Here is a 25,021-nt window from a genome sequence, read left to right on the forward strand (position 1 = left end):
ATTGTTAGCGGTAAACTAAAAGGGTGATATTTCGGCAAACAAAAAAGGAGAATAATTTCCAGTTAAGTACAATAATAATTCCTTCTCTGATACAATTAGAGATATATTTTACAGAGGGGGAATTTAAAATTGAAAGGATGGAATATGTTTAGTGAAATAAAACAATATAAAGCACTTGGATTTAATAAATCACAGGTTGAAAGAGCTCTAAATATAAATTACAAAACAGTTCAAAAGTATTGGGACATGGATCCTGGTGAATATGCTAAAGTCACTATTCAATCGAAGAATAGACATAAAAAAATTGATATCTACAAAGATGATATTTTAGAATGGATTACTGATTTCAGAGATATGTCAGCAGCACAAGTACTTGATTGGATAAAGGAAAGATATGGTGATGTAAAATTTAAAGAAAGGTCTTTAAGGCTTTATATTAGTAATTTAAGGAAAGAATACAATCTGCCTAAGGCTTCGCCAATAAGACAATTTGAGGAAGTACATGAACTTCCCATGGGCTACCAAGCTCAGGTTGATATGGGTCAAATATGGCTCAAAAGATTAAATGGAAACAAAGTAAAAGTGTATTGCTTTGCAATGGTTTTATCACATTCAAGGTATAAATACATACTTTGGACAGACAAACCATTTACTACCGCCTCTTTTATTGATGCTCATAATCGAGCTTTTGAATATCTTGGTGGTATGCCTATTGAAATAGTGTATGACCAAGATCGTGTGCTTGCAGTAGCCGAGAATTCTGGAGACATTATTTATACCGAAGGTTTTCAAAATTATATTAATACTATGAAATATAAAGTTAGGCTTTGTAGAGGTTTTGATCCTCAAAGTAAGGGGAAAATAGAATCTGTGGTAAAATACTCAAAATATAACTTTGCTATAAACAGAGTATTTATAGATGTTGATTCCTTTAATGAAGACTCATTCAAATGGCTAGATAGAACAGGCAATGGTAAAAAACATGAAATAACGAAAAAAATACCGGCAGAAGTGTTTGCTCTCGAAAAGAAACACTTGCTACCAGTACCTGAACTCTTTGAAAAAAATTCATCTAATACTAGTTTAACTTATGCTGTACGAAAAAACAATGTAATTTTGTATAAACAGAACAGGTATCAAGTGCCCAAAGGAACTTATAGCCCAGGTAAAGAACTTAAATTAATGATAAAAGGCTCCAAAATGAATATAGTTGATTTTGATACAGGTGTATTAATAGCAAGTCATCAAGTAAGTACAAGGCAGGGTGAACTTATAAAAATAATTCATCCCGAAAGGGATATTCACAGTTCTATTGACCAAGTTTATGAAAGATTGTTTTTTGCTCTCGGTAAAACTGAAAATGCAAAAATGCTACTAGATGGCATAAAACGTGAAAAACCAAGATACTGCAAAGATCAATTTGGATCAATACTAAATATAGTACATTCATATGAAGCTTCGCTAATAGAACAAGCATTGAATTATTGTGTTATACGAAACTTGTGGAGTGCTGGAATGTTTAAAGAAACCCTTGAATATCTTGCGATACAGGATATTGCAAAAGTTGATAAAAAATCTGTAATTGACAAGTTATCTATACCATCAAAGTATAGAGGGTTAAAACCGGAAGTAAGAAGTATAAGTGACTATATTGATGCTTTGAAGGAGGACAAGCAATCATGGAGAAATTAGAATTAATCAAAGAGTATGCCAAAAATCTTAAGCTAAACTATTTAAATGTAGATGCAGATAAAATTATTGAAAAAGGCGAGTTAGGTAATGTTTCCTATCAAGACTTTCTGTTATCAATACTTAAAAATGAGGTTGGTTTGAAGGATCAGAAAACACAAGAAAAAAGACTTAAATATGCTGGCTTTCCAGTTAAAAAGACAATGGAGGAATTTGATTTTCTATTTCAAAAATCAATAACAAAGAAACAAATAAACAGACTCATGGAAATGGAATGGATAGATAGGATGTATAATCTTATATTTTTAGGCCCACCGGGCGTTGGGAAGTCTCACACAGCTATTGCCTTGGGTTATAAAGCCGTTGAGGCAGGTTATAAGGTAAGTTTTGTAACTATGGATAATCTGATGCATGTTTTGAAAACTCAGCAGATATCAAGAAAAAGCAAAGGTAAACTAAATAGAATCCTTTCTTCAAGCCTCGTTATAATTGATGAGGTCGGATATCTTCCTATAACTAGAGATGAGGCTAATTTGTTCTTTCAATTAATATCATCCCTTCATGAACAGGCATCACTAATTATAACTTCTAACAAAGGATTTGAAGAATGGGTAGAACTTTTAGGAGACCAAGCATTAACAACAGCTGTATTAGATAGAATATCTTATAGGTGCGAACTTTTTAACATGATTGGAAAGAGCTATAGATTGGAGCACAGAAAATCTATATTCTAGCAGCTAAATGGGAAAAATATACTGGGATAAATTCAGTAAAATAGTTTGCCGAAATTTCTCCAAAAGTACTTGCCAATAACATTAATGTTTTATTCATTTCTATACCGCCTTTCTATTTTATATAATATCAACTATTTACTCATTAAAATTTGAATCATATTACTAACAGTAGGTGAAGTCTCCACCGTCCTTACATAATTAGATTCGATTTTTAAAAAGCGTATTTTGCTAGATTATATAACGAATGTGTATTAAACAAACACTCATTTTATTCTATATAATATTCCTTTATATGTTAGTTAGCATTTATATAGATTGCACCAAAAATGCTATATCAAATCAACATAAGTATTCCATATTATGTTGATTCAAACCCTATCTCAGTATGGTGCTCGAGCTATACCAATATTTTCACTAATATTCTCTTAAATCTTAAAGTTATTTTTTTAAAATTAGAAACCATTTTAATATATCGGAGTTTTGAAAATATATGTCTTACAGTAGTGAATTTACGCTTTGCGGTTACTACCCCCATAATATATAAAGTCAAGTTTTATAAAATAATAAAATCGGATTATAAAAACAATAAAAAAGGAAGACATATAAATAAGCTCATGCATAATATGTAAATAAAAGTGGTCATTTGTCGAAAAAAAACATTATATAAATACAAGATATTACAACAAATTACATTAAGAAGGAGTATACTGCAATTGAAGTAATTTCTATAAGTAAATATATTTTATTTTGAAAGTTCGTATAAATAAAAATATATAATGAGGTACTTTATGAAAATTTATGCTGTAAAACCTTTAGATATTAGCGAAGAAACGCTAAAAAAGATATGTTTATTGATTTATTCACAGCAACGCTTTAAAATTAAAAATTTTATTAATAAAGAAGATAAGGTTAGAACACTAATGGGGGAGATATTAATAAGAACTATAATTTTGAGGAATTGAATATCAGAAATAAACATATAACATTTGAGAGAAATCAATATGGTAAACCATATTTGAAAGGGTATACAAAATTCAATTTTAATATATCTCATTCTGGAGATTTTGTGGTATGTGCTATTGATGATAACGCTATTGTAGTTAATATTGAGAAAGTAAAATGTATTGAATATTAAGAGATAGCTGAAAGTTTTTTTCAATAAGTGAATTTGTTTATATTGTTAAAAAAGATTTAAGCATTCAATTAAAGAAATTTTATGAAATATGGACATTGAAAGAAAGCTATATTAAATGTTATGGAAAGGATCCATCAATACCCTTAAAATCATTTTCTATTAATATAGATCAACCTGAAAATAGTAAAGTGATTATTAATAATGAATATGTATTTAGGCGATTTGATATAGGGTTAGGTTATAAAATGGCCGTGTGTTAAGTAAATAAAAAGATTTTAAATAACATAATAATGACAGATCAAAATAGCTTAATTAACAACTATTTTACATTTAACCTAGAATAAGGAGTGTTATACTAATGATATTATTTTGTTTACCATATGCAGGGGGATCAGAAAACATATATTATAAATGGAAAAATCACTTACATCCTTCAATTCAACTAGTTCCAATAGCTTTAAAAGGAAGAGGAAAAAGATTTAGCGAAATTTTTTATGAAAGTTTAGAAGAGGCAGTTGACGATATATTTGAAAGTATTAAAGATAAAATATTAGATGATAATTATGCTATATATGGACATAGTATGGGGAGTCTTTTAGCTTATGAATTATATTATAAAATAAGTAAGTTAAATCTTAGAAAACCTAAACATATATTTTTTTCAGGATATAAAGCACCAAGTATTATAAGGGAAAAAGAAAATATATATACTTTGCCTAATTATGATTTTATGAAAAAAGTAATGGAACTTGGTGGAACACCAGAAGAATTGATGAAGAACAAGGAGTTATTAGAACTATTTCTTCCCATAATCCGAAGTGATTTTAAGATTTTAGAAACCTATAACTATAAAGAAAGAGAAAATAAAATTGAGTGTGATGTTTCAATTTTAAATGGGAAACAAGATTCTATTACTTTGGAAGAGATATTAACTTGGAAAAATCACGTGTGTAAATGTTTCAAAGTTTATAATTTTGAGGGAACCCATTTTTTTATAAACAATAATGTTGAAAATATAACTAGCATTATAAATACTACATTGGTTGAAAATAATCATATAAAAAGGGAGTTTTATTATGGAGTGCAATAAGAGCTATTATCATAATTTAACTCATCTTAAAAAATATGGTAATTCAAACTCTACACTTCATAATATTGGTGGCTGTTTAAACCTAAATGTCAGCATTACTGTTGATAAGTTGAAGTAACTTCTTAACCTTAGCAAGCTTACTTATATCTCGTATTCTGGTGAATTAAAACAATACCGCTCTTAATAAATCCCAAGTTTTCACAAATTATTTCACAGACAATATTTTTTTGTTAATTATTGTCTGTGAATTTAAAATGTTTCAATTTTGTTTCTTGGCTATAATTTAATTCTTCCAAAAACGTCTATAAATTATACCATTTATTTTTTTCACTTCTATTAATTTAAATATCCCAAGTATTACTTCCATTAATGTTTTTCACTTTTTTAATTTCTAATATTTCGTCTTCATTCTCTTTCATGCCTGTTTTAACTACATTAATGATTCAATTCTCGAATGTTTGTTTAAAAAAATTGAGGAGTTTTCTAAAACAACATTACCTATAAAGAGCAGTGATAAGTGATAGATCCTATTATCAGTGGAAAAGTTATCTTATGTTAATAAAAATGGTATTCTGAAGTCGGCAGTGCTTTGGAGATAAGTTTGGCACATTCTATAATTGGAAGAACGGTAAAAAAAATAAAAGTGATTTTTTTACTTAAGAGATACCACTTATTGAAAATTAGCACCATAAAATATATCAGTAAATATTTAGAAAATTCACTATAATAATGTAGGGTGTAAAAATTAAAAAAGTACCTTCTCAATCTTAGTATGCTGAATCGTACCAATCAAAATATTTTCTATGAAAGAGGTGACACAATGAATAAAGCAAACAATGTGAAAATTCTGCTTGTTGAGGATGATAAAGAAATAAATACACTAGTTTATAAAATTTTGCTAACTGAAGGCTTTGACATAGTTCAAGTATATGATGGAATAGCTGCTATGGATAATTTTCGATTCGACGGAGCCTTCCAATTGGTCATATTAGATTTAATGCTCCCTTATATTGATGGCTTCGAAATAATAAGACGAATTAGACAAAAAAGTATTGTACCAATACTCATAATATCGTCAAAAAATACGGAAATGGATAAGGTTGCAGCAATCAGTATGGGTGGAGACGACTATATTGTTAAACCCTTTTCTTTGAATGAATTTATAGTTAGAGTAAAGGCCTTATTAAGAAGATATATATACTTTAATAATGAACAGGACTCTCAAGATTCTATTATTAATTATAAAGATTTAGTAATAAATATGAATGACTATACTATTGTAAAAGAAGGGAATTTAATAAAATCCACTCCTACAGAATTTGAGATATTCAAATTATTTCTTTTAAATCCCAACAAGGTTTTCACTAAATCTCAAATATACGATAGTATATGGGGGATAGATGCTATAAAAAATGATAATACAATTATGGTACATATAAAAAGACTTAGAGATAAAATTGAAGATGATATAAACAAGCTGGAATATATAACAACAGTTTGGGGAATAGGTTATAAATTAGGAGAGTAAATATGATATACAAAGTTTTACTGCTCATCAGTATAATTATAATAGGACTTCTATATAAAACACTACTTTCAATGAACAAAAAATTAAATCATATAAAGATCATTCTTGATGATATATTATCTGGAAACACCGATAGAAGAATTATGCTAAACAATAATTTAAAATCAATATCTCATTTGGTTAACAACATAAATCAGCTTGTAGAAAATATGTGTAAAATAGATAATGAAAAAGCTAAACAATCAATAGTAATAAAAAAAATGATCTCAAATATCTCTCATGATTTGAAAACTCCACTTACCTCTTTAGTAGGTTATATTGAATTAATTAAAGAAAATAAAAACTTAAATGAAAAAGATGTAAGGGAATATTTGGATATCGCTCATGCTAAGGCATATTTTTTGAATGCTACTTTAGACAATTTTTTTTATTTATCCAGACTAGAGTCAAATGATGAAAAATTTAATTTAGAAAAAATTAATTTATCAGATATGTTGAAAGAGCAAATTCTGTTTTTTTACAATGACTTTTTAAATTTAAATTTAGAACCATCTATAGATATCCCTGAGGATGACATTTTTGTTTTAGCTGATAAACTTTCCGTGAGCAGAATACTAAATAACTTACTATCAAATAGCCTCAAATATGGAAGAGACGGAGATAAAGTGGGAATATCTCTAAAAACCGAAGATACTAACATATATATAGAAGTTTGGGACAATGGTAAAGGAATTCCTGAAAAAGACTTGTCACTAATATTCGATAGATTGTATACTGTTGAAAATTCAAGAAATGCAAAGCTAAGTGGAACAGGAATAGGGCTTAGCATAGTTAAACAATTAGTTAAAAAAAATAAGGGAACTATAGCTGTAGCTAGTATCCCTTTCACAAAAACATCCTTCATTTTTACATTGGTTAAGGCATCTTGAAGTTGTTAAAGTTCCTCTACTTTTAAAGATTGAAATATACATAGTATCACTCCAAGTCCAAAGACTCCTAATGCCAATCCTACTGTAGTAGTTATACATATTGGCTTATAAAATTTCATAAATGGCATATATGGTAACATAAATGGACAATACTCATATCTATGTGTCACATAGGCATAAAAATTTATTCCTAAAGCAAATACACCTAATAAAGCTGATACTACCGGATTTTTACTTATATTAATAAGGAAAATTAAAATAGGAATTATTGAAAATTGCAATATCACGGAAAATATATATGCGTCCAGATGTACTAAAAAAAACTCTGAACTAAGCGGCTCCTTCAGTGTCAATATTCCTCCTGCAAACACAACTATGAAGTGTAAAATATATACTAGCGCTATTATTATATATATTGCTAGTATTTTACTTATGAATATTGATATTTTACTTACTGGATAGCTGTACAATATCCTGATAGTGTTATCGGAATATTCTCTTAAAAAAATATAGGAGGATAATAAAGTAAAAATTATTATTCCAACGGCCATGAACATTACATCCTCCTGATTATTAGCATAGCTTTTCCAACTCAGCTTATTTCTTGTAATGAACATTAACAAAATGAAAAAAATCGGAAAAGCAATACTGCCTAAACCTAAATACAACACGGTAGATGATTTTTTCAACTTTAAAATTTCACAATATACTAAATTAAACAATTTCCCCACCCCCAATTAATCTCAAGAAATAATCTTCGAGTTTTTCACTATTCAGGTTTAATTCTCTTACGCCTATTCCATTGCTAAGCATTTGCTTATTAATAAATTCAATTTCATCTAATTTTTCAAAAATTCGTATAATCCCATTTTCATATACTTTATATTGATTTATACCACACTTTTGCTCTAAAGTAATTGCAGCTTTTTTATCATCATTTACCCTAATCTGCAAATAATTTTTATTTTTCTCTTCTAATTCTTTATACTCAATTTCATCTAACAAAACACCTTTATGTATAATTCCTATCTTAGTTGCCATTTGCTGTATTTCACTTAGTACATGACTAGACATAATCACCGTAACTTTTCTCTCTTTGTTAAGATTTAATATAATTTTTCTAATATCACTTATTCCTACTGGATCTAATCCAATAGTAGGCTCGTCCAGTATTAATAATTCTGGTTTTTGTAATAATGCTCTGGCTATTGCTAGTCTTTGTTTCATCCCTAATGAAAAATTCTTCACACTCTTGTTTTTCACCTTAGATAACCCTACTAAATTTAAAGCTTCCTCTATACATTTTTTGTCTTGAAGTCCCATTGATCTTCTATGAATTTCTAATGTATCTAAGGGAGAAAGATTAGGATAAAATCCTGGAGTTTCTATTAATGCTCCTATTCTATTTTTATACATATATTTTTTACTGTTTATTTGTTCACCAAAAGCTTCTATAATGCCATTGGTTGGCTTTGCAAGCCCCATTATCATCTTTAATGTAGTTGTTTTTCCTGCTCCATTTTGACCTAAAAAACCATATATCTCTCCCTTTTTTATTGTCATACTCAAATTACTTACTACATTTGTATTCTTATATTTTTTAGTAACATCTCGGATTTTTAATATAGTGTCCATTCATATTCCTCCAGTTTATCTTATTTTTAACAACATTTCATAAGGCGTCAAGTCTACCAACCTCTCTAGTTAGAAGTTTCCATCCCTAGGAAAATCAATTTGGTGTGAGTCCAAATCTCCTTCCAAGGTTGTTAGACTTAAGCAATTTATTGCGACTTTAATTTTAAAAGTCCTCTTTTTCTGAGTAGGAACTGAATTTAAGCAAACTTTTCTTTTCTCTCAATTTCCCCATCTTTAATGTTTAAAATATCCGTCCCATAACTTGCCGCTTCTTGTGAATGGGTGACCTGCACTATTGTTTTGTTAAAATCTTTATTAATACTTTTAAATAGCTTCATTATTTCGGTTCCTGTTTTGGAATCCATATTTCCTATTGGTTCATCTGCTAATATGATTTCAGGATTAAATAGTAGAGCTCTTGCGATTGCTACCCTTTGCTGTTGCCCTCCAGATAACTCACTTGGCGTATGTCTTCTTCTATCTGTCATCCCTATAATTTGTAATATTTTTTCCAAGTCTTTTTTTAAGTCCTTAGCCTTCCTACCATCAATAAGTAGCGGCAGTAAAATATTATCTTCCACAGATAAATTAGGGACAAGATTGTAAAACTGAAATACAAAACCTATTTCTCTTCTTCTCATTATACTTTTTTCCTTTTCTTTCATTGTTGATAAATCTCTTCCATTTATTATTATATTTCCTTTTGTAGGTTTATCCAGTCCTCCTAATAAGTATAGAAGAGTGGATTTTCCACAGCCAGATGGTCCCATAATAGATAAGAACTCACCTTTTTTCACATTAAAACTCAGCCCTTTTAATACATCAATTTTTTCCTTGCCTAATTCAAAGTGTTTATACATACCTTTAACTTCAATAGAATTATTAACCATGTATTCATCTCCCTATTCATATTTTAATTCCTGCATAATTGATACTCTCGAATTTTTAACCATAATAAATACGCTTGATAAGATCATTACAATAAATATGCCTATACCAATTATAAAAAAGGCTTTAAAATCATATTCTATTGGTAAAGGTAGCCCTACAAGTTTAATTAAATTGTTAGATATATTCACTGCAAAGTAAGATATAATTCCACCAAGTGATGTTGCAAGAATAGCTGTAACTACTCCCTCTATCAATATCATCCTCCTCTGCTCTTCATTATTCATTCCAATAGAATTTAATACTACAAATTCTCTTTTTCTTTGAATAAAGCTTACGCCTATATTATTTATCATTCCAAACATGCCTAATATGACTGTCATTAATGAGAAAAACAACAATATCTTTGTAAAAAAGCTAATACCTCCAATCGATTCTGCCACATCTTCATCAAAGGTCTTCGTTTGTGCCAAAGTTCCTTTGAATTCTTTTTGCAGCGATTTTTTTACTTCATTTGCATTACCATCAATTTGTAAACTATACATAGTTGGCACGGATATTCCAAAATCTTTTATTAAATTTTCTTTATTTATTAAAACTACATCAGAACTTAATTTAGCATTAAAAGTATCTATTATCTTATACGATACTTCTTTGTTATTAATTCTTAAGATGATGGTATCTCCTTTATATTTACTTATTTCCTTTGCAACCTTATCATTTATTGCAACATTTCTTTCATTTTTATCAAGTTCTCTATAGAACTCATCTTTATTCTTAATCTCAAAATAGTTATCATAATATTTATAGGTTTGAGGTTCTATTCCTTGAATTAAAATATTTTTATTTGGTACTTTTATCTGTCCATCCCTAACATAGAATATTTCTATTACTTTTTTTACATTTACATTTTTGTTAATAGCTAGCTCTAATTTTGTTGGATCCTCCGGTTCTATCCTTGTTGGATCCATTGCCTGATATACTGAAATATCATATTTATAAGATTTTGCCATTCCAAGCATTGTATTCTTGTAAGAAGATGAAAGCGAAATTATGACCATGATTGAAATCATTCCTATGACGATAAGCCTTATATTATTTAATAATATTTTTGAAGTTCTAATATTATTTACAGCTAACTTAAACAATACACTTACATTACCGAATATCTTCATTAACGGATAAGTTATGATCTTTGTTATTCCTGGTATAGCAATAACAGCACCAATAATAAATAAAAAGAAAACAATTGGTGAAAATTTTATTGATATACTATTGTCTAAATCATTTATAAAAATAGCTATCAAAATTAGCATAGTTCCAAATATAAAGGATTTGTATGATTTTTTATGAGATACGTTTATCTTGTTCAATATAATATCTTTAATTTGTAGCTTTCTAGTGGATATTATAGGTAAAATTGCTGATATTAAAGAAATACCTATGGAAAAAATGAATGCTACTACAAAGTACTTTATATTAAAGTCTACTTTTGTAGATACTCCATATCCTTTATATTTATTTACTACATCTGATAGTAAATATATTAATCCTGCACCTAGGAACATAGAAAGCACGCCACCTACTACTCCATATATCAAGCTTTCACCTAACAATAATTTTATTATTCCCCATCTTGTTTCTCCTTGGCTTAAAAATGTTCCTATAACAGACATTCTTTCTATAACTATAAGTTTAAAGCAACTATATATTATAAATGAACTCATAAATGCCACTATTAATGATATAAAATAAAGAAATGCAGCTACCGGTTTTGCATCTTCGTCTAGCCCATCTTTATCAAATGTTATTTTTGCCATACATTCACTGTTTTTCTCATTGAAGTTTTTAACAAATTCTTTGCTGTTAACACCCTCTTTTAGCTTAACAAGCATAACATTATATAGATTATTTATTCCCCACAAATCCGATACCGTGTTTTGATTTACAATTACTGAAAATTGATTTTTCAAGTCATTAAAAAACTCTCCATTATTTTCCGCAACGGCACTTATATTTAAAGTTCGTTCTTTTCCTTTTACATTTATTCTTAATTTATCTCCTACCCCTAAATTGTACGCTTTTGAAGTTTTTTCAGAAATTATTGCCTTATCCCCAACCAAAGGCTTTAAATTATTTTCTTTTAATATTTTCATATTGGCCAACTTACTATAATTTTCTGCTGCAACTCCGCCAAGCACAATATTTACAGTTTCATCTGCACTTAAATATCCTCTTACTTTTATACCAGGAACAAAAACTTCAAAATCCTCTTTAGAGATTTTATCCTTGTTAAAAAAAGGTGTTTTGCTTGTTTTGTTTGCACTAATTAAAACATCATAACCACCCCACACTTTTTTAACCTGTTCTTCATAAGCGCCTCTACCGATATTTAAAGCTCCCATCGCGCCAATTAACAGTGATGTTGAAATTGTTATTGTAAATATCAAAAGGAGGCTTCGCCCTTTTTTACTAACCGAAGACTTTAGCAAGTATTTTAAAAATATATTCATTCAAATTCCCCTCTCCTGTAAGTTTTTCTTTTACTCTTTCCTTAATTTAAGTATATAGATTTTATCTTACAAAGCATTTACTTATTTCTTAAGTTTTTCTTACTATTATGAATACGTAACTTCTAAACTTAATAGAAAAGAACTGTAGATAGGCTTTATTTTTACTGAAACCTATCTACAGTCTTCAAATTATCACATTGACCTTATATTAAACAAAGGAATCTACCATATTTTCTATTTCTTTTAAATCAATACAAGACAAATTATCTGCTCCCTCATAATCGCTAGGAGTTAAACATAAGTCCTGTACATTTGTACAGTAATCTATGATTTTCTGAAGGTTACTCATATACTTCTGTACCATATCCTGTATTATTTTTTCTTCAACTTCTAAGATACTGTAACCAAATCCTATGACAAATCTATTATCTTTAATATATCCATTAATATTAATTGCAAAAGGCTCTCTTATTAAATCTCCTACTTGTTTACCCATAAAGGTATTGGATAATTGAAAGTTACCACTTGTAGTATTCATCCCTATATCCCCTAAATAATTAAAACTTATTTCAGGGTTAATATTAAAATTCATATCTTCCTTAAACTCTTTTCCCGTCAAATATTTAAGAATACCGTATCCTACCCCTTTGCTCGGTACATATCTTAATGTTTCTTTCGTCAATATAATCTGCTCTTTAATGCTATTTTCGGTAATATTAACAGTTACTGGATACATAGATGTAAACCAACCTACTGTTCTAGATACGTCAATATCATTAAAAATATTTTCTCTTCCGTGACCTTCCATGTTTATCAATAGCTTTTTATTTCCATATAAAAAGTCATTCATTGTTAAACATAATGCTGTAATTAAAATATCATTTATCTCTGTATTAAATGCCTTATTTGTATCTTTCAAAAGTTTCTGAGTATATTCTTTTGATAAACTTCCCGTTGTCGTTTCCACCAATTCTGTAATTCTATTTTTTATAATGGATTTTTTAAACAACCTTCCTATATCTTCATATTGAACTTGCTTCCAATACTCCTTTTCTTCTAGTAACCTATTGCTATTTGCATATTCTACCATTTTTTCTCCCCATACTTTATAAGAATGGGTTTTTGCTTGCAAATATATAGGTTTCCCAATTTGTAAACCCATATAAATATCCACAAAATCTTCAAGTATAATTCTGAAAGAAACTCCGTCTACTACGACATGAGAGATTGTTATTAATAAATTTCCTCCGTTTTTCGTTTTAAAAATACAGACTCTTACAATTGGACCATCCTCAATAGATACCATTTTTTGTTTTTCATTACATAATATGTCCATGACTTCTAGGTAATTCTTATCTTCTCTTAAATCATAAGTATCCATAACATATATATTTTCATCAAAAGGCATAATGGTTTGCTTTATACTTTTTTGTGATATATCATATTTCATTCTTAATGCATCATGATGTTTCATGATTTGATTCATTGCTTCTTTTGTATAATTCTCATCAATTCCATCTTTATTGAATAACATGATGGATTGATTAAAATGATTTTGTTTAGTATATCTCACTTTAAAGAAATTCTTTTGAACAGGTGTAAATTTCACTCCTCCTTTAATGGCTTCCTGTTCTGCCTCAATTTTTAATGGCTTAATATGATTTACTAATTCTTTTATATATGGTTTCTTAAGTATGTCTCCTATCTCTAATTTATAACCTGATTTTTGAAGCTTAGATGAAATTTGAATTGCCTTTATTGAATCTCCTCCTAGACTGTAAAAATTATCATTTATACCTATTTTGTCCTCTCTCAATACATCCGACCATATATTAAGCAACATCTTTTCTAAATCTGTACTAGCTTCTTCATGGTTTATATTCTCTTCTACACAATTTACTTTTAACAATTCATGTCTATCTACTTTTCCATTGGTAGTTACAGGAATTTTATCTATAATACAAAATTGTGCAGGTATCATGTATTGTGGTAAAGTTTTGTCTAAAAATCTCCTTATGCCTTCTATGTTTACTTCTCCTTTGGGTACTATATAAGCACATAAGATTTTACTTGTTGTTTTATCCTCTTTATCAAGGACAACAGCTTGTCTTATTAAGTCATGCCTTAAAAGCTCCTGTTCTATTTCTTCTAACTCAATCCTAAATCCCCTTATTTTTACTTGTCTATCCATTCTCCCCAAGTATTCGATGTTTCCATCTGGCAACCATCTTACCAAATCTCCTGTGTTGTACATCTTTTCCCCTTCAACGTATGGATTTTCAATAAATTTTTCTTTCGTTAATTCCTCATTATTTACGTATCCTCTTGCAACGCCTGACCCGCTTATATACAATTCACCGGTAACACCTACAGGAACTAATTTGTTTTTCTTATCCAAAACAAACAACTTAACATTATTTATAGGTTTCCCGATAGGAACTACCATTGTATCTACTTCTTTTGCAAAATTAAAATATGAAGCATCTACAGTAGCTTCTGTAGGACCATACACATTCGTTATCAATGGTTTAATTGGATTAAACATATCTATAAACTCATTAACTAACTTTGTAGACAAAGCTTCCCCACCTACACATAATCGCTTAATATAGAGGTTATCTTTTATTACTCTACCTGTTCCAATCATTATTTTTATATGAACTGGTGTACAGTCACTTACCGTTATTTTATTTTTAAGTAAGAAATTTAAAAGCTGATTGCCATCCATCCTCTCTTCATCAGAAGTAATGTATAAGGTATGCCCTAATAATAAAGACGCAAATATTTGTTTTATAGACCCATCAAATACAAAAGGCGCTACAAGACCTATGTTTATATCCCCTGAATACCTTTTGTATATAATGTCATTCAATGCATATACAAGATTGCTTAAATTTCTATGCTCTACCATAACACCTTTAGGTTTTCCCGAAGTTCCTGAAGTATATATTATATAAGCCAAATCGGATTTTTCTGATATTATTTCTAAATCCTCGATATTATTCTTATAAATGCTTTGATCTTCTATGTTTATCTTTACATTAAATTCAATAGTATTCATTAAATGTTGTTCTGTAATTAGAGCACTGGCATCACTATTATTTAACATGTACTCAATTCTTTCTTGAGGATATTCCGGCAGTATAGGTAAATATGCCCCACCAGCTTTTAGTATGGCTAAAATTCCAACTACCATATCAACAGAACGGTTTAACATAAGTCCTACTACCGAATTGTTTTTTATTCCTTTTTCTCTTAATATTGCTGCCAAACTATTGGATTTTTTATCCACTTCTTCATAAGACATACTTATATTGTTATAAACTACTGCCTTTTTATGCGGGTATTTATTCACTTGTTCTTTAAACATTTCAGGAATAGTTTTATTTAAAGGATAAATAACCTCACTATTATTAAACTGATGAAGTATTTTATTCTCCTCTAAAGAAGATAATAAATTCATGTTATCTATAGTTTTATCTACAGAGTGAATTATAGATAACAATATCGTTATAAACGCCTCTTTCATTGAAAAAATACTTTCTTTTTTAAACAATATCTTACAATATTCAAAGCTAACATTTAATGCCTTTTCTGTCTCAAATACAGTTAGAGTTAAATCAAATTTAGAATAATTACTAGATTTTGGAATGATTGAGTATTTACTATTGTCTATTTCAAAATCTGTAATATCTATATTGTCATAAACAAACATTACATCAAACAAAGGATTTCGACTCATATCTCTTTGTAAAGATAATTTGTTTATCAAATCCTGGAATTGATAATCACTATTTTTAAATCCATCTATACTTATTTCTTTTACTTCTTTTAAAAATTGTCTAAAGGTCTTGTCTCCTGTTGGATAACTTCTAAGAGCCAAAGTGTTTACAAACATTCCTATGGTATTTTGTAAATCCAAGTGAGAGCGACCTGCTGTAACTGTTCCTACTATTATGTCTTCCTGTGTGGTGTATTTATATAATAAAACTTTAAATGCACTTAGTACTAACATGTATAATGTTGTTCCTGTTTCTGCGGCTAAGTATCTTAATTGTTCTAAAATATTCTCTTCAATTACAAAGTCAATGTTTTCTCCTTCAAAACTCTTAATACTCGGTCTTTGGTAATCGGTAATCAGATTAAGTAACGGAATATCCCCTTTAAATTGTTCTATCCAATAGACTTCCTGCATAGCAATTCTTTCTGATTGTTTTAATTTATTTTGCCATACTACATAATCACCATATTGCATGGAAAGTGGTTTTAATTCTTCTCCTTTATATAAGGTAGCAAATTCTTTCATAAATATACCCATTGATATACCGTCTGAAATAATGTGATGCGTATCAATTAACAACATATAACATTCATCATTTATCTTAACTATCTTTACCCTCATTAATGGACCACTGCTTAAGTCAAAAGGTCTTATAAATTCATCCAAGAAAATTCCAAAGTCAAAGCTTTCAGAATTTATATTTATTTCTTTATAAGTAATATCTTCGTACTCCAGTTTAAAGTGTTCTATATCCTTGACTTTTTGAACAATTCCATCTTCATGTACATAAAAGGAAGTTCTTAATATATCATGCCTTTCGATTATCTTATTTATTACATTTTCTGATTTATTCACATCAATATTCCCATTGATCAAGATAGCCAGAGGTATATTATAACTGGTAGCCCCCTTATCTAATAATGCAACAGAGTATATTCTATCCTGAGCAGGTGATAAATTAAAATACTCTCTGAATGAAGCTCTTTCTATCCTTGAGAATTCTATTTTATTGGCAGACTGATCTATATATCTAGCCAATTCCATTAAAGTACCTTTTTCAAATAGATCTTTGATATTAATATCTATATTCAGTTCTTTATTGATTCTATATAACATAATCGCTGCTTTTAAAGAGTCTCCTCCTATGTTAAAGAAGCTATCGGAAGTACTTATTTTTTCTATCCCTAGTATTTCACTCCATATTCGTGATACTATTTTCTCTGTTTCTGTTTCCGGGGCAACATATGCCTTTCGATCAATGAGTTCTTCCAGTGCAGGCAACTTATTATAATCAAGTTTGCCATTTTCATTTATTGGTAAACTATTCATTTGTTTTATATAAGAAGGGACCATATAATCTGGAAGCTTTTCTCTTAGGCTTTGTTTCAACTCCTCTATATTTATGTCCTTATCACTTACTATATAAGAACATAACCGTTCTTCATTTAACACTACTACCGCTTCTTTTATCCCTTCTGTTTTTATAAGTACACTCTCTATTTCTCCCGGTTCTACTCTAAAGCCTCTTGTTTTTATTTGTTTATCTACTCTTCCTAAAAACTCAATATTTCCATCTGATAACCATCGACCTAAATCACCAGTTTTATACATATAAGTTCCCAATTCATAAGGATTTCTAATAAATTTTTCTTTTGTTAATTCTTCATTATTTAAATATCCCCTTGAAAGGCTACTTCCGGATACACATATTTCTCCCACCACACCTATTGGCTGAATTCCATTATTTTTATGAACTATATATATCTTTGTATTGCCTATTGGTTTTCCTATTGGTATATTTTCATATTCCCTGTCTATTTTAATACTTGCAGCTACTACGGTGTACTCTGTTGGACCATAATTATTGTATATATCATAATTTTTCTTTTCTACATATTTAAGCTTGTCTGCGCCTGTCAGTAATCTCTGTAATGACTTGTTTTCCAGCTTTATAAATTGCTCAAAAACCTGAGTAGGTAAAAATCCTATTGTTATTCCTTTTTCTTCAAAGTATTCATTTAGTTTTTTTATATTTAATCTTAATTCATCATGAATTATATAAATAGAGGCCCCTGCCACAAGATAAGGAAATATTTCCCACACCGACGCATCAAAACCCACTCCTGCATATTTTGAGGCTTTATCCTTTTCTGTAACCTTGTAATAGTTATTGTGCCACATACATAAATTCATTAGTCCTTTATGCTCTACCGTAACTCCTTTTGGCCTTCCTGTGGTCCCGGATGTATATATCACATAGGCTGCATTATTTAGTTCTGCTAAATTTATTTCGTCTACAGATATATCATTTTTTATCATATCCTCAAGAATTAATTTCTCTCCTGAAAAATCATATTTGCACTCTAAGCTTTTTTCCGTTACTACTAACTTTGCTTTACTATCTTCTAGGATATAATTAATTCTGTTTTTAGGATATTGGAAATCTATAGGCATATAGCATGCCCCTGCTTTTAGTATTCCCATAATTCCAGCTATCATCTCTGTTGACTTTCCTGTAATAATTCCTACTATATCTTCTTCTTCTACTCCCTTTTCTTTTAGTATTTTGGCTATAGCATTGGATTGTTTTTCCAATTCTAAATAGGTTACTTCTTTATCTTCATAGACTACAGCAATTTGTTCCGGTCTTTTTCTTACTTGCTCTCTAAATAAGTCTACTATAGTCTTATCCTTTGGATATTCTAAATCAGTTTCGTTAAACTCTTTAAGCAATTTATTCTTTTCTTCTTCAGACAATATATTTATTCCATCAATGCTTTTATCTAATGTTTTTGTTATTTCCTCTAAAATATTTATGAAATGTATTTTTAATCTTTCCATTGTTGATCTTTTAAATAAGCTTGTACAATATTCGATATTAAATTCAATTGCATCCGCGGTGTCTAGTACTGTAAAAGTAACATCAAACTTAGCTACATCTAAATCAAAGATAATCGGGCTAAATTTAAGAGTATCACTCTCTACCTTAAATATTTTAGTATCTTCTAATACAAACATAGTGTCAAATAATGGATTTCTACTAAAGTCTCTATCGTATTCTATTTTACTCACTAGTTCATCAAATGGATAATCAGAATTTTCAAATCCATTAAGGGTAGTTTCTTTAATTTCCAATAAAAATTCTTTGAAGTTTTTTCTGCCCTCTACTTTGTTTTTTAAGGCAATTGTATTGATAAATACACCAAAAACTTTTTGTAAATCTTCATGTGACCTTCCGGCAACAGCAGTTCCAACTACTATATCTTCCTGTGCTGTATATTTGTAAAGTAAAACATAATATGCACTCAACATAAGCATATATAGTGTTGTTCCCGTTTCTTTTGCTATTTTCCTTAGTTCCTCCGTTAATTGACTACTAATATTAAAATGTACATTATCCCCTTCAAACTTTTGTATATTTGTTCTTTTATTATCTATCGGTAAATTTATATTAGAAGTTTTCTCCTTAAACAAATTTAACCAATATTGCTCTTGTTCTTTTATCACTCTAGATTGACTAAGCTCCTTAGACCACTCAACATAGTCTTTATACTGGGCTTTAACCTCCGGCAATTCTTTACCATCATATAATTGTATCAGTTCATTCATTAATATACTTTGAGATATTCCATCTGCTACAATATGATGAACATCAATCATAAATACATGTTTATTCTCGCTTACCTTTATTACTTTTGCCCTCATTAAAGGCGGTTTTATTAAATCAAAAGGTCTCACAAATTCTTTACATAATTCACTAGTAAGATGCGTTATCATAACCTTATCTTGAAGTTGTACATCGAGAGTTTCATATTCTAAAACAAACTTCACTTCAGTGTATATTCTTTGAATTAAATCATTATCTATAACCTCAAACCCAGTCCTCAAAATCTCATGTCTTTTTATAATTTTCTTTAATGCATTTTCAAGCTCAGATAATTTTAATTCACCTTCAATAAATAATGCCATCGGTATATGATATGTTATGCTATCATTATTAATCTTCGATAGCGTATACATTCTCTTTTGTGCAGAAGAAGTAGCATAATATTCTCTTTGCTCCGCTCTCTTTATACCGTTTTCTTTATTATTATTATTATTATGAAGTTCCATATAATTGGATAAGGTTTCTATAGTATAATTTTTAAATATTTCTCTTATTGGTACCTTAATATTCATTTTTCTACTTATTTTCGAAACCAATGCTATTGCTTTTAAAGAATCTCCACCTATTTCATAATAGCTATCCTCTATGCTTATGTTTTCTATTTCAAATACTTCTTTCCAAATATCAACTAACAACTTTTGCATAGGGTTTTTTGGTTGCCTAAGTGTAACTCCTTCCTGTTTATTTACTTTATCTATTTTCTCATTTTTAGCTATTTCTACTAAAGCATTCTTATTTACTTTTCCATTTATGGTTAACGGTATACTATCTATTCTAATAAATTTTACTGGTATCATATAATCAGGCAATGTTTTCTCCAAAAATTCTTTTAACTCCTTAGAATCAACACCCTTATCTGTTACTATATATCCATACAAATTTTTAATCTTCTTGTCATCCGTATAATCTATAACCACTGCTTTTTTAACTGCTTCATGCTTTACTAAACTATTTTCAATTTCTCCTAATTCTACTCTATATCCTCTTATCTTTACCTGACTATCTTTTCTTCCTAAAAATTCTATATATCCCTCTTCTCTTAATACTCCATAATCTCCGGTTTTATATAGGTTCCCTAATCTTGGATGGGTTATAAATGCAGCCTTTGTTTTTTCTATGTCATTTATATATCCCTTTGCAACTCCTACTCCTCCTATATGTAGTTCTCCTTCTACTCCTACAGGACAGCATTGTTCATTATTATTTAACACATAAAAATTTTGATTTCCTAAAGGCATTCCATAAGGTATACTACTCCAAGTTTTTTCTACTTGTTTTATGGGATAATATATTGACCATATAGACGCCTCAGTGGCACCTCCTAAACTTATTACCTCTGCATTTTTATAAGAATCACTTACTTTTCCAGGCAGTTCTAGCGGTATCCAATCACCACTTAATAGTACCAATCTTAAGGTTTCATTTTCAGATTTTTCCTCTAGCTCCCTCTTTACGTCTACTGTCATATCCATAATAGCAGGCACTGAATTCCATATAGTAATTTTTTCCTCTGCCACTATTTCTTCTAACTTAAGTACATCCCTTTGATCATCTATCATTACAAGGGTTGCTCCACTACTTAAAGAACCAAATATATCATATACAGACAAATCAAAGCACATAGAAGATATTCCTACTATTCTATCTTTCTCTGTAACATTAAACCTTTTATTCACATCTATGATTGTGTTTGTAACAGCCCCATGAGTTATTTGCACTCCTTTAGGTGCTCCCGTACTTCCTGATGTAAATATTACATAAGCCATATCTTCTGTATTTACTTCTACTTCTACCGCTTTCTTAGAATATTTATCTATTCCTTTTTCCTTATATACATCCGGCGTTATAAAAAGCTTACAATTACTTTTCTCCATTATATATTGTTTTCTTTCTTCTGGATAATTAGGATCAAGAGGTATATATGCTGCACCCACCTTTAATACAGCAACCAAATTGATTATCGTCTCTATACATCGCTTTCCAATTACTCCTATATAATCTCCCTTTAGAATGCCATTTTCCATTAAATATTTTGCAACTTGATTTGATTTTTCATCTAATTCTTTATATGTTATTGTTCTTTCATGATGTTTTACTGCTTCTTTATCTGGCATTAGTTTTGCTCTATTTATAAATAGATGGTGCAATGTGGTTCCTTTTATATCTTGCTCCGTGTAATTATAACATTCTATCGATTGAACATCTTTTGCTCTAAGTTTTAGATCCGCTATCTGTTCATTCGCTAAAATCTGATCCAACAAATCCACATATTGATTAAACATAGTTTCTATAATGTCATCCTCAAATAATTGTTCTACATAATCCCAGGTTATATATATACCTCCGTTTATTTCATATACCTGATTATCTATATAGACCTGTGACGTTTTTGTAGTTAAATATTTTAGCTTGCTAAAATCAATTAATTTGTCCAACGAATCTCTTTCATCTTCATTTAACCCGCTTGTAAATACAATAGGCATTATTGCCTTATTATCCATGTTGTATTTTCTTCCTATTTCCCTTATAAAATCTACTCCATCATAATGTCTATATTGAAGCGCCTCTAATAATGTATCTTGAACATTTAATGCAAAATCCCAAAAGGAATCTATTTTATTTGTTATATTTACATCTAATAACAATAATGTTGTAAAATCACCAACTATATTTTTTACATCTTTATGGAATGGAAGTCTATTAAATACGGTTAAATTAATAGCAAAATGCTTCTGGTTACTCCAATAAGCTAGCATGTAGGCGTATGCAGCACAAAGTATAGATGAGCCCGTTAAATTTTTCTTTCTTGCTTTTTCCTTTAACATTTCCCATTTAGAACCATCAAAAAATTTCGAAAGCTTTTTAAAGCTTGGTACAGCTATCTTATCGGGATCGCATTTTAGAGGAAGTAAAGGTGCATTTGGGAAATTATCGAGCTTGTTTAACCAGTATTTCTTATCTCGCTTATATACTTCAGATTTCCTATACTCCTTAGAGGCTAATACATAATCCCTAAAATTAAACATTAAATCCTCTAATTCAAGCATTGGATTGTTATACAACATTTTAAATTCTTTTATTAAAATTTTTAAACTACCATCATCGCAAATTAATGGATCCATATTCATACAAAAGTATTTTTTATGATTAGATAGATTGAAAGCATTTATTTCAAATAAAGGCCATGTATAAGGATTTATGATTTTATTAGACATAATCTCCCTTTGTTCATGAAGATATGCTTTTAATTCCTTTTCTTCTAACTGGCTCAAATCTAACGCCTCTACTTTATAATCATAATTATTTTCTAAAATCTTCTGCATACCACTATCAGATATTATAGTATGAAGAATTGGGTGTCTATTAATAATTTTTTGCAACACTATATTAAATCTATCTATATCAATATCCAGCTCAAATTCCGCATACCCACTTGTAGCTACTCCACCCATCTCAAAGACTTCGTCTCTTCCTATTAAATAAGCCAATTGCACTCCTGTTAATGGAAATTCTTCATGAATATTATTCAGATCTGTAACCTTATTAGGGTATGTTACTGCCACACTTACTTCTTCATTAGTTTCAATAAATTTACTTATTTCTTTTATTGTAGACAGTTTAAAAAATTCTTTTAATGAAATTTCTATATTTAACTCTTTGCTAATTTTAGATACAAGCTCCATTGCTTTCAGAGAGTTCCCTCCAAAATCAAAGAAAGTATCATCAATTCCTACTCTTTCCACATGTAATACTCTTCTCCATATATTTGCCAGCTTCTCTTCCATTTCATTTCTTGGGGCTTCATAAATCCTTTCCAAATTCCTACTTACTTCTAGTTTTGGTAGAGACTTTCTATCTATCTTCCCATTTGCTGTTAATGGCATTTTTTCTAATTGCATAAAAAAAGAAGGTATCATATATTCTGGTAAGCTCTTTGATAAATATTTTTTTAATTTTTCTACTTCCACTTTCTCATCTGCAACTATATACCCGCATAAATATTTATTTCCGCTTTGATCGTCTTTATCTACTACTACAACTTCGTTCACCGCATCATATTTTAATAATTGGCTTTCTATTTCTCCAATCTCTATTCTAAATCCCCGTATTTTAACCTGGTAATCTATTCGACCTAAAAACTCTATATTTCCATCCGGCATCCATCGTCCTAAATCACCAGACTTGTACATTCTCTCTCCTAAAATAAAAGGATTTTTTACAAATTTTTCCTCCGTCAACTCCGGTCTATTTAAATATCCTCTTGCTAATCCTTTACCTGATATGCAAATTTCACCTGCTGTACCTATTGGCTGCAACCTATTATGTTTATCTACTATATATATTTTTGTATTATCCTTTGGTTTTCCAATTGTGATTGGTTTACTAAGTTGTACATCTTTTAACATAGTGGAAATAACACTATTTTCTGTTGGACCATATTCATTTACTATTTCCATTTCAGGATTGATTTCTTTACATCTTTGCACTAGCCTTTCTGTTAAATTTTCCCCTCCTAGTGTCATAGCTTTTAAGATTTTTGCTTCATCAAAGCTCAATTGCTCCATAATTGCCAAACACATTGACGGAACCGTTATACAATGTGTTATTTTATGTGTTATGATTTTTTCTTTTATTACAAATACGTCTTTAGCATCGCTAGCACTTAGAATAATTGTCTTTGCACCGGCTATAATGGGAGTGTAGAAATTGGTTACAAATGCATCAAAAGCATTAGAAAACAACTCGATTACACTGTCATCCGAGTTGAACTTATATTGTTTTTTTCTCCACTGCAGAGTATTTGAAATACTACTATGTTCTATCATAACCCCTTTAGGGTTCCCCGTAGTGCCTGAAGTATATATTACATAAGCTAAATTTTTTGGCCCACTTACTTTATCTAAATTGGTTCCATTATGGTCATATGATCTTTGATCTTCTAATTCTACTATTTGTCCTTTAAAATTGAATGGTAATAAGTGCTTTTGCGTAATTAGAATATTAGTTTTACTATCCTCAAGCATATGCATTATTCTCTCTTTTGGATATGCAGGATCTATTGGTAAATAGGCTGCTCCTGCTTTTAATATTGCAAACATCCCCACTACCATCTCTAATGAACGTTCTGCCATAATTGCTACTATATCATCAGTTGTTATGCCTTTTTCTCTTAAATTTCTTGCCAGTTTATTTGCTTTTTCATTCAATTCTCTATAAGTCAATTTATTGTCTTCAAATACTACTGCTATATTATTGGGTGTCTTTTCTACCTGGTCTTCAAATAATCCATGTATTGTTTTTTCTGGATATTCCCTATAGGTCTCATTAAACTGATATAAAAGTTTGTTTTTTTCTTCTCCTGATACTAAATTAGGCATTAATTTTTTTTTCAATTTAACTTTTTTATGAACTTTTTTCATCATTGTATGCTC

Annotated in this window: 14 protein-coding genes; 9 read left to right on the plus strand and 5 right to left on the minus strand. The window is 29.4% G+C overall.

Annotated elements, in window-relative coordinates:
- The first annotated feature begins 129 nt into the window (after nt 1-129).
- The 9 genes from istA to ACWJJ2_RS11715 all read left to right on the plus strand — a co-directional run bounded on the left by istA (nt 130) and on the right by ACWJJ2_RS11715 (nt 7,105).
- The gene (gene istA, locus ACWJJ2_RS11675; protein WP_258280587.1) at nt 130-1,692 is read left to right on the plus strand and encodes an IS21 family transposase; all 1,563 of its coding nucleotides are present in this window, start codon (nt 130-132) and stop codon (nt 1,690-1,692) included.
- Complete coding sequence (istB, locus tag ACWJJ2_RS11680) at nt 1,680-2,423, plus strand: IS21-like element helper ATPase IstB (protein ID WP_462953293.1); 744 nt, start codon at nt 1,680-1,682, stop codon at nt 2,421-2,423. Before istA ends, istB begins: the two co-directional genes overlap by 13 nt.
- A 788-nt stretch (nt 2,424-3,211) precedes the next feature.
- Nucleotides 3,212-3,385: a hypothetical protein gene (locus tag ACWJJ2_RS11685; RefSeq protein WP_462953294.1), complete on the plus strand. Its 174-nt coding sequence runs from the start codon at nt 3,212-3,214 to the stop codon at nt 3,383-3,385.
- Nucleotides 3,382-3,558: a 4'-phosphopantetheinyl transferase family protein gene (locus ACWJJ2_RS11690; RefSeq protein ID WP_462953295.1), complete on the plus strand. Its 177-nt coding sequence runs from the start codon at nt 3,382-3,384 to the stop codon at nt 3,556-3,558. The genes ACWJJ2_RS11685 and ACWJJ2_RS11690 overlap by 4 nt, the downstream gene beginning before the upstream one ends.
- A gap of 62 nt (nt 3,559-3,620) precedes the next feature.
- Complete coding sequence (locus tag ACWJJ2_RS11695; RefSeq protein ID WP_462954333.1) at nt 3,621-3,818, plus strand: 4'-phosphopantetheinyl transferase superfamily protein; 198 nt, start codon at nt 3,621-3,623, stop codon at nt 3,816-3,818.
- A 98-nt stretch (nt 3,819-3,916) separates the two neighbouring features.
- A complete protein-coding gene (locus tag ACWJJ2_RS11700) occupies nt 3,917-4,648 on the plus strand; it encodes a thioesterase II family protein (RefSeq protein ID WP_462953296.1) in 732 nt (243 codons plus the stop codon).
- Nucleotides 4,635-4,766 (plus strand): hypothetical protein, encoded by a 132-nt coding sequence (locus ACWJJ2_RS11705; RefSeq protein WP_462953297.1) that lies wholly within the window; start codon nt 4,635-4,637, stop codon nt 4,764-4,766. The genes ACWJJ2_RS11700 and ACWJJ2_RS11705 overlap by 14 nt, the downstream gene beginning before the upstream one ends.
- Nucleotides 4,767-5,468: 702 nt before the next feature.
- Nucleotides 5,469-6,176, plus strand: a complete 708-nt coding sequence (locus ACWJJ2_RS11710; protein WP_462953298.1) for a response regulator transcription factor — start codon at nt 5,469-5,471, stop codon at nt 6,174-6,176.
- Between the two features lie 2 nt (nt 6,177-6,178).
- The gene (locus ACWJJ2_RS11715; protein WP_462953299.1) at nt 6,179-7,105 is read left to right on the plus strand and encodes a sensor histidine kinase; all 927 of its coding nucleotides are present in this window, start codon (nt 6,179-6,181) and stop codon (nt 7,103-7,105) included.
- A 5-nt stretch (nt 7,106-7,110) separates the two neighbouring features.
- Here the strand turns inward: ACWJJ2_RS11715 and ACWJJ2_RS11720 are convergent, their stop codons facing one another.
- From ACWJJ2_RS11720 to ACWJJ2_RS11740, 5 genes are all read right to left on the minus strand, one after another.
- Nucleotides 7,111-7,827 (minus strand): ABC transporter permease, encoded by a 717-nt coding sequence (locus ACWJJ2_RS11720; protein WP_462953300.1) that lies wholly within the window; start codon nt 7,825-7,827, stop codon nt 7,111-7,113.
- Nucleotides 7,820-8,740, minus strand: coding sequence for an ABC transporter ATP-binding protein (locus tag ACWJJ2_RS11725; RefSeq protein ID WP_462953301.1), 921 nt, complete (start codon nt 8,738-8,740; stop codon nt 7,820-7,822). The genes ACWJJ2_RS11720 and ACWJJ2_RS11725 overlap by 8 nt, the downstream gene beginning before the upstream one ends.
- A 197-nt stretch (nt 8,741-8,937) precedes the next feature.
- Nucleotides 8,938-9,630 (minus strand): ABC transporter ATP-binding protein, encoded by a 693-nt coding sequence (locus ACWJJ2_RS11730; protein ID WP_462953302.1) that lies wholly within the window; start codon nt 9,628-9,630, stop codon nt 8,938-8,940.
- Nucleotides 9,631-9,642: 12 nt separating this feature from the next.
- Complete coding sequence (locus ACWJJ2_RS11735; protein ID WP_462953303.1) at nt 9,643-12,141, minus strand: FtsX-like permease family protein; 2,499 nt, start codon at nt 12,139-12,141, stop codon at nt 9,643-9,645.
- Between the two features lie 208 nt (nt 12,142-12,349).
- Nucleotides 12,350-25,012 (minus strand): amino acid adenylation domain-containing protein, encoded by a 12,663-nt coding sequence (locus tag ACWJJ2_RS11740; RefSeq protein ID WP_462953304.1) that lies wholly within the window; start codon nt 25,010-25,012, stop codon nt 12,350-12,352.
- Nucleotides 25,013-25,021 lie beyond the last annotated feature (9 nt).

It is taken from the genome of Clostridium sp. CM039 (assembly GCF_055081075.1).

What these genes read in the sequence shown, in the direction of transcription:
- ACWJJ2_RS11705 (WP_462953297.1), top strand. Translation starts at nt 4,635, where the DNA reads ATGGAGTGCAATAAGAGCTATTATCATAATTTAACTCATCTTAAAAAA.
- ACWJJ2_RS11685 (WP_462953294.1), top strand. Translation starts at nt 3,212, where the DNA reads ATGAAAATTTATGCTGTAAAACCTTTAGATATTAGCGAAGAAACGCTA.
- ACWJJ2_RS11730 (WP_462953302.1), bottom strand. Translation starts at nt 9,630, where the DNA reads ATGGTTAATAATTCTATTGAAGTTAAAGGTATGTATAAACACTTTGAA.
- ACWJJ2_RS11725 (WP_462953301.1), bottom strand. Translation starts at nt 8,740, where the DNA reads ATGGACACTATATTAAAAATCCGAGATGTTACTAAAAAATATAAGAAT.
- ACWJJ2_RS11735 (WP_462953303.1), bottom strand. Translation starts at nt 12,141, where the DNA reads ATGAATATATTTTTAAAATACTTGCTAAAGTCTTCGGTTAGTAAAAAA.
- istB (WP_462953293.1), top strand. Translation starts at nt 1,680, where the DNA reads ATGGAGAAATTAGAATTAATCAAAGAGTATGCCAAAAATCTTAAGCTA.
- ACWJJ2_RS11700 (WP_462953296.1), top strand. Translation starts at nt 3,917, where the DNA reads ATGATATTATTTTGTTTACCATATGCAGGGGGATCAGAAAACATATAT.
- ACWJJ2_RS11740 (WP_462953304.1), bottom strand. Translation starts at nt 25,012, where the DNA reads ATGATGAAAAAAGTTCATAAAAAAGTTAAATTGAAAAAAAAATTAATG.
- ACWJJ2_RS11710 (WP_462953298.1), top strand. Translation starts at nt 5,469, where the DNA reads ATGAATAAAGCAAACAATGTGAAAATTCTGCTTGTTGAGGATGATAAA.
- ACWJJ2_RS11715 (WP_462953299.1), top strand. Translation starts at nt 6,179, where the DNA reads ATGATATACAAAGTTTTACTGCTCATCAGTATAATTATAATAGGACTT.